The 8,596-nt window shown below is 72.8% G+C and carries 2 protein-coding genes; both read right to left on the bottom strand.

Annotation, left to right across the window (positions count from 1 at the left end):
* Positions 1–5,698: type I polyketide synthase (locus ACYVMZ_RS38840; protein WP_461087956.1), on the bottom strand; the 5,698-nt coding region annotated here is incomplete at its 3' end.
* Positions 5,695–8,596: type I polyketide synthase (locus ACYVMZ_RS38835; protein WP_461087954.1), on the bottom strand; the 2,902-nt coding region annotated here is incomplete at its 5' end. The genes ACYVMZ_RS38835 and ACYVMZ_RS38840, both read right to left, overlap by 4 nt.

Genomic DNA, 8,596 nt, shown 5'->3' with positions numbered 1-8,596 from the left:
ACGTCGGATCGATCCCGGCGTCCTCCAACGCCTCCCACGACGCCTCCAGCAACAACCGCTGCTGCGGATCCATCGCCAACGCCTCACGCGGCGAAATCCCGAAGAACCCCGCGTCGAAATCACCCGCACCACTCAGGAACCCACCGAACCGCGTGTACACGGTGCCCGGCTTGTCCGGATCCGAGTCGAACAGTCCAGTCAGGTCCCAGCCGCGATCGGCGGGGAACTCGCCGATGACGTCCCGGCCCGCCGCGACCAGACGCCACAGTTCCTCGGCCGACCCGACCCCACCGGGGTAGCGTGCGCCCATCCCGACGATCGCGATCGGCTCGTCCGACGTCACGCGCCGCGGTGCCCGCCGCTCGCGGACCTGCGGCTGCTCGCCCTCGATCCGGGAACGCACCAGTTTCGCCACGGCCGTGACGGTCGGGTGGTCGAACACCAGGGTCGACGGCAGCGACAGCCCGGTGCCCTTCGCCAACCGGTTCCGGAGCTCCACGCCACCCAGCGAATCGAAACCGAGTTCGGTGAAGGGTATGTCGGTGTCGATCGCATCGGTCGAGGCGTGCCCCAGTGCCGCAGCCGCGTGCCCGCGGACGAATTCGACGACGAGAGCGTCCCGTTCGTGCTCGTCCGCCGAGATCAGCTTGTGCGCCAACGCGCCCGCCGCACCGGCGCGCCGCCCGGGCACCGGGACGAGGCCGTGCAGGACGGCGGGCAGGAGACCGGCCCGGGCCTGCAACGACAGTGCCGCGCGGTCGAACTCGACCGCGGCCAGCAGTGGTTCGGCGGCGGCCACCGCGAGATCGAACAGTCGCAGGCCGAACTCGTTGTCGACGGGGCGCAGCCCCATGCGTTCCAGTCGGGCGAAGCCGGTCCGGCCGAGACCGCCGGTCATGTCGCTGCGCTGGTGCCACGGACCCCAGGCCACCGAGAGGGCCGGCAGTCCGGCGCTGTGCCGGTGGCGCGCCAGCGCGTCGAGGGCGCTGTTCGCCGCGGCGTAGTTGCCCTGGCCGGGGGACCCCAGCTGTGCCGCAGCGGACGAGAACAGCACGAACGCCGACAGGTTCAGGCCGAGGGTCAGTTCGTGCAGGTGGATCCCGGCGTCGACCTTGGCGGTCAGTACTCGATCCACCTGGTCGGCGGTGAGGGTTTCGATCGTGCCGTCGTCCAGGACACCGGCCGAGTGGATGACCGCGGTGAGGGGGTGCTCGGGCTCGATCGATTCGAGCAGGGCCGCGACGGCCGCGCGGTCAGCCACGTCGCAGGCTGCCACCCGGACCCTGGCGCCGCGTTCGGTCAGCCGCGCCACGAGTTCCGCGGCACCGTCGGCCTGGTCGCCGCGCCGTGAGACGAGCAGGAGGTCGCGTACGCCGTGTGTCTCCACGAGGTGTTCGGCCACCAGCGAGCCCAGTCCGCCGAGCCCGCCGGTGATCAGCACGGTGCCCGATCCGAACGACAGGTCCGGCTCCGCTGCCGGCGCGGGCGCACGCCCGAGGCGCTGGACGTGCAGTGCGTTCCCGCGGACCGCTACCTGCGGCTCGTCCACGGCCAGCGCCGCGGCGACCACGTCCGCGGTGACCTCGTCGAGGCAGTCGATCGAGACGATCCGGCCCGGGTGTTCGGACTGCGCACTGCGTACCAGTCCCCGAACCGCGGCCGCGGCGAGGTCCGGCGATTCACCGGGCAGGCCCGCGCCGTTCCGGGTGACCACCACGAGCGTCGACTGCGCACAGCGCTCCTCGGCGAGCCAGGCCCGCAGGACGGCCAGCGTCGCGTGCACACGGTCGCGCACGTCGGTCGTGAACGGTCCGTGCTCGGCCGATCCGCCGTTCACGGTCCACACCACCGCGTCGGGGGTGTCCCAGGAGGCGAGAGCCGCGTCGAGGTCCGGGTATCCGTGCTCGATCCCGGGCACGGTCCCCAGCGACACCATCCGTGGCGGGTTCGCCGGGGCGGACGACGTCACTTCCTTCCACTGCGGCAGGTGCAGTGCCTGCCGGGAGTCACGATGGGTCTCGCGCAGCGTGTCGGCGTCGATCGGGCGGGTGCGCAGCGCGTCGACGGTGACCACCGCTTCGCCCGCTTCGTCGAACGCCTCGATCCGCACCCGGTCGCGACCGGCGCCGGTTGTTCGGACCCGGACCGCGTCGGCGCCGGACCGGTGCAGCCGCACCCCGGCGAACGAGAACGGCAGCGGCAGCCTGCCCTCCTCCCATTCGCCGAGCAGGCCGAGACCGTGCAGGGCCGCGTCGAACAGCGCTGGGTGGATGCCGAACCTGCCCGCCTGTTCGGCGGTCGTGTCGTCCAGCGACACCTCGGTGAGGACCTCGCCGTCGTGCTGCCACACCGATGTCACGCCCTGGAACGCGGTGCCGTAGCCGAACCCCATCCCGGCCAGGCGGTCGTAGAGCGCCTGGCCGTCGAGGTGTTCCGCGTCCTGCGGCGGATCGGCCCACTCCGGTGCGTCGGCGCCGGCGGCCGGTGCCAGCACACCCTCCGCGTGCAGCACCCAGTCGGCGGGGGCGGCCGCGCGGGAGTACACCGTCAGCACGCGCCGCCCGCGGTCGTCGGGTTCGCCGACCGCGACCTGCACCTGGACGTCGTCCTCACCGTCGACGACGAGGGGCGCCGGGAAGGTGATCTCCTCGACCACGGGGCAGCCGAGCTTCTCCCCCGCGCACAACGCCATTTCGACCATCGCCGTGCCCGGCACCACCACGGTGCCGAACACCACGTGGTCGGCGAGCCACGGGTGGGTCCGGTGGGCGATGCGGCCGGTGAACAGCCACTCGTCCCGGCCGGCCAGTTCCGCCGCCGCGCCCAGCAGCGGATGGTCCGGGAACACCAGGCCGGCGTGGGTGACGTCCCCGCTGCCGCCGCCCGGAGCCTCGTTCTGGATCCAGTAGCGCTGCCGCTGGAAGGCGTAGGTCGGCAGGTCGACCCGGGTCACGTCGCGGTCCGCGAACCCGGGCTCCCACCGCACCGGCAGACCGGCCGAGTACGCCTGCGCCAACGCGACCGTGAACTGTTCGGGCCCGCCCCGGTCCCGTCGCAGGGAGCCGACGATGCTCACCCGGTCGGCGACTCCAGCCGCCTCGGCGGAGGCCGCCAGGCCGACCGTGAGCACCGGGTGGGGGCTGGTCTCGATGAAGCCGGTGATTCCGGACCGCATCAACGCCTCGGAGGCGGCCGCGAACCGGACGGGTTCACGCAGCGCCCGGTACCAGTAGTCCGCGTTCAGCCGCGAGGTGTCCACGTAGTCGGCGTGCACGGTGGAGAAGAACGGCACCGCACCCGAGCGGGGCGTGATCGGCGCCAGTTCGCGCAGCAGACGCTCCCGCAGTCGTTCGACCGCCTTCGAGTGGGAGGCGTAGTCGACCGGGATCCGTTTGACCCGCACCCCGTCTCGTTCGCACGCGGTGAGGAACTCGTCCATCGCGTCCAGGTCTCCGGACACCACGGCCTGCACGGGACCGTTGACCGCAGCGAGCGACAGCCGGTCGCCGAACGGCTCCAGCCGTGCCCGGGCGTCCTCCTCGCCGAGGTTGACCGAGGACATCGCCCCGGCGCCGGCGAGTTCCTCGGCGACGGCGAGGCTGCGCAGGGCAACCACCCGGGTGGCGTCCTCAAGGGTGAGCGCGCCGGCGACGTACGCCGCGGCGATCTCGCCCTGGGAGTGGCCGACGACCACGTCGGGCTCGACGCCCTCGGCCTGCCACAGCTTCGCCAGCGACACCATCACGGCGAACAGCGCCGGCTGGACCACGTCGACCCGGTCCAGTGACGGTGCGCCGTCCGCGCCGCGGAGCACCGCGCTCAACGACCAGTCGCCGTACCGGCTCAGCGCCGCTTCGCACGCCGCCATGGACTGCGCGAACGGGCCACCGGCCGCCAGCAGGTCGAGCGCCATCCCCTGCCACTGGCTGCCCTGCCCGGGGAAGACGAACGCGACCTTGCGGGTGGTCGCACGGCCGACGACCACACCCTCGGCGGCGCCTGCCGATTCGGGGTCGGCGAGCGCCGCCAGCCCGGCGAGGACCCCGTCCCGGTCGTCCGCCACCACCGCACCGCGCCACTCCAACGGGGTGCGGGTGGTCACCAGCGAGTAGGCGAGGTCGTCCACGCCCAGGTCGGGGCGTTCCGCCATCCACTGCCGCAGCTTGGCCGCCTGTGCGCGCAGCCCGGGCTCGGTCCTGGCCGACACCACCACGGGGGCGCCGGACGCCGCGGGCTCGGTCGGTTCGTCCGCAGGTCCGGTGTCGGCGGGCTCGTCGGGGGCTTCCTCCAGGAGGTCGGGAGCTTCCTCCAGGATCACGTGGGCGTTGGTGCCGCTGGCGCCGAACGACGACACGCCGGCCCGTCGCACCCGCTCCCCGGCCGGCCACGGCTCGGCGCCGAGGAGCAGCCGGACCGATCCGTCCGACCAGTCCACGTGCGGGGTGGGGGCGTCCACGTGCAGGGTCGCGGGCAGGACCTCGTGCCGGAGCGCCTGCACCATCTTGATCACGCCGCCGACGCCGGCCGCGGCGGACGTGTGCCCGATGTTCGACTTGAGCGAGCCGATGCGCAGCGGGTCCCCGGCCCGGTCGCGGCCGTAGGCGGCGATCAGGGCCTGCGCCTCGATCGGATCACCGAGGGTGGTCCCGGTGCCGTGCGCCTCGACCGCGTCCACGTCCGCGGGCGTCAGACCGGCGTTGGCGAGCGCCTGGGCGATCACCTTCTCCTGGGAGGGGCCGTTGGGCGCGGTCAGACGGTTGCTGGCGCCGTCCTGGTTGACCGCGCTGCCGCGGATCACAGCCAGGACGCGGTGCCCACGGCGGCGCGCGTCGGACAGCCGCTCGACCACGAGCATGCCCAGGCCCTCGGAGAACCCGGTCCCGTTGGCCGCGGCGGCGAACGCCTTGCAGCGGGCGTCCGGCGACAGGGCGCGCTGACGCCCGAACGCGATCAGCAGGGTCGGGTCGGACATCACCGTGACGCCACCGACCAGCACCAGTGACGTATCGCCCTGGCGGAGCGCCTGACACGCCAGGTGCAGCGCCACCAGGGACGACGAGCACGCGGTGTCGACCGATACGGCCGGGCCCTTGAAACCGAACGTGTAGGCCACTCGGCCGGAAAGGACGCTGGCCGACACACCCAGGTAGGCGTGGCCTTCCGACTCGGCCGTCAGCGCGGGCGAACCCACGCGGTGGCCGTAGTCCTGGTGGATGACGCCGGCAAACACACCGGTGTCACTGCCGCGCAGCGACGCCGGGTCGATCCCGGCGTCCTCCAACGCCTCCCACGACGCCTCCAGGTACAGGCGCTGCTGGGGGTCCATCGCCGCCGCCTCGCGCGGTCCGATCCCGAAGAAGCCTGCGTCGAAGTCACCGGCCGCGTCGAGGAACCCGCCTTCCCTGGTGTAGACGGTGCCGGGCGAGTCCGGGTCGCTGTCGAACAGCTTCTCCAGGTCCCAGCCGCGGTCGGGCGGGAACGGCCCGATCGCGTCGGTCCCGGACGCGACCAGGTCCCACAGCTGCGCGGGTGTCTCGACACCGCCGGGGTAGCGGCAGCTCATACCCACGATCGCGATCGGTTCGCGGGCCCGCTCCTCGAACTCGTGGATCTGCTTGTTGGCCGCGCGCAGGTCTCCGGTGAGCTTCCTCAGGTACCGGCTGAGCCGTTCCTCGTTGCTCGTGCTGGGGTTGCTCATGCTGGGCCAAACTCCTTGTCGATGAGATCCAAGAGTTCGTTGTCGGAGTGGGATTCGAGGTCGTCGGACTCGCCACCCGGCATCGGGGTCAGATAGGTGCGGAGGCGGTCGTTGACGCCCCGCAGCCCGGCGACCGTCTCGTCGTCGCCGCCGGCGTCGGCGATGATCCGCTCCAGCAGGGCGTTGAGCCGGTCGATGTCGCCCTGGACGGCGGACTTCGGTTCCGCGGGTGCGGTGACGGTGGTCTGCGCCAGCAGGTAGCCGGCCATGTCGTTCGCCGTCGGGTAGTCGAAGACCAACGTCGAGGGCAACGACAGCCCCGTCACCTTGGCCAGGCGGTTGCGGAACTCGACCCCGCCGAGGGAGTCGAAGCCCAGCTCGTCGAAGCCGCTGTCGGGTCCGATGTCGTCGGGCGATCCGTAGCCCAGGACGGTCGCGGCCTGCTCTCGCACCAGGTCCAGGACGACACCGTGCCGCTTCCCCTCGGGGACGCCGTGCAGCCGTTCGCTCAGCGAGGCCGAACGGTTGGAGACCGTCACCGACGGCTGCTGCCGTGCGCGGACGAACCCGCGCAGCACAGCGGGCACCGAACCGGTCTGCGCTTCCAGGCGCAGGTCGTCGGCGTCGAACCGCAGCAGCGCCGGCGCCGGTTCGGAGGCGGACAGCGCCTGGTCGAAAAGCCGCAGACCGTCGGCGCCGTCCAGCGGGTGCAGACCGAGCCGGGCCAGCCTGGCCACACCGGTCCGGTCGAGGCCACCGGTCATGCCCGCGCCCTGCTGCCACGGGCCCCAGGCGAGGGACGTGGCGGGCAGCCCTTTGGCCCGGCGGCGCACCGCCAGGGCGTCCAGGAAACCGTTCGCGGCGGCGTAGTTGGCCTGTCCGGCCGAGCCGATCAGCCCGGCGATCGAGGAGTAGAGCACGAACGCCGACAGCTCCGCCTCGCGGGTCAGCTCGTGCAACGACCACGCGGCATCGGCCTTGGGTGCGAACACCCGTTCCACCTGGTCGGCGGTCAGGGTGGGCACCGTGCCGTCGTCGAGCACGCCCGCGGTGTGGACGACACCGGTCAGCGGGTGGTCCGCGGGCACCGTGCGCAACAGGTCGCGCAGTGCGTCACGGTCCGTGACGTCGCATCCGGCGACCCGGACCTGGGCACCGGCTCCGGCCAGTTCGGCCACGATCTCCGCCGCGCCGTCGGCCCGCTCGCCGCGCCGGGACACGAGCAGCAGGTGCCGCACCCCGTGTTCGGCGACGAGGTGGCGGGCCAGGAGTGCGCCCAGTCCACCGGTCCCGCCGGTGATCAGCACGGTCCCGGTCCCGAACGACACCGGTGCGGCAGTCGTGGCGGACGCGGTTTCCAGGCGTGGCACCAGCATGCTGTCGCCGCGCAGCGCCACCTGGGGTTCGCCGGTCGCCAGTACGGCCCGCAGCGAGTCGCCCGAGAGGTCCGTGCCGCCGGATCCGCCGCGGTCGAGCAGGACGATCCGGCCCGGGTGCTCGGTCTGGGCGCTGCGGACGAGCCCCCACACCGAGGCCGCGGCCAGGTCCGGCACCTCACCGGGCAGCGCCGCCGACGCGTCCGCGGTCACCACGACCAGCTGCGACCGGGCGAACCGATCGTCGGTCAGCCAGCGTCGGACCGTGTGCAGGGCCGCGTCCAGCAGCTCGCGGGTGGTGGCCGTCGGGTCGTCCTGCGGTGCGGTGGCCGCCTCCCAGACCACGGCGTCCGGCACGGTGGGTGCCGCGGCGAGAGCCGTCAGATCCGGGTAGTGGTCCTCGATCCCGGGCACCGCGCCCGCGTTGGTGCCGAGCGAGGCCATGGTGACAGCGGTTGGGCGGTCGGCCGTGGCGGTGACCTCGGTCCAGTGCAGTCCGTACATCCCCGTGCGGCCTCCCGGCAGCGCGGCGCGGAACTGCTGGACGTCGTAGGAGCGCATGACCACTTCGTCGATGGTCACCACCGGGTTGCCGTCCTGGTCGACGGCCACGACGCCGATCGCCTCACTGCTGCGCCGCACGGCCATCACCCGCAGTGACGTCACTTCGCCCGTGCTGTGGAACCGCGTGCCACCCCAGCGGAACAGCAGTTTGCCCTCGGCCGCGTTGCCCTCGTGGTCCGGCCAGATCAGGCAGGCGAGGCCCGCGTGCATCACCATGTCGAACAGCGCCGGGTGCAGGTGGAACCGCTCGGCCGGGGTGTCCGGGTTCAGGGTGACCTCGGAGAACACCGTGTCGCCGCTGCGCCAGGCCGCGTCGACACCGATGAACGACTTTCCGTACTCCAGCCCGGCGGCACGGGCCACCTGGGCCGGGATCCAGCCGGTGTCGACCGGTTCGGCGGCGCTCGGCGGCCACGGCTCGTCGCGCAGCGCCTCCACGAGTCGCATGTCGGCGGGCTGTCCGCCGCTCAGCACGCCGCTGGCGTTGCGGCTCCACTCGCCGACGGCGCCTTCGGCCGCCCGGCGGTAGTGGAACGTGAACGGCCGGCGTCCCGAAACGTCCGGTTCCTGGACCAGGACCTGGAGTTCCACCTCGCCGTCCTCCGGCGGGAGGATCGGCGCTTCGAGGGTGAGTTCGTCCACGCCCAGGCTGCCGATCCGGCGTCCGGCCACCAGCAGCATCTCCATCAGGGCGGCGCTCGGGACCAGCACCACGCCATAGGTGGTGTGGTCGGCGATCCACGGGTGGGTGCGCAGCGAGAAGCGGCCGGTGAACAGCCATTCGTCGCGGTCGGCCACCCGGACCACACCGGTGAGCAGCGGGTGGTCGGCCGCGGCGTGGTCCTGGCCCTGCGGGCGGGGTTCGAGCCAGTACCGCTGGTGCTGGAACGCGTAGGTGGGCAACGAGACCCGCGAGACCGCGCGTCCGGCGAACAGCGGGCTCCAGTCCACTGCGACA

It is taken from the genome of Streptomyces deserti, from assembly GCF_054782695.1.
This window is presented reverse-complemented; position numbering and strand designations above follow the sequence as displayed.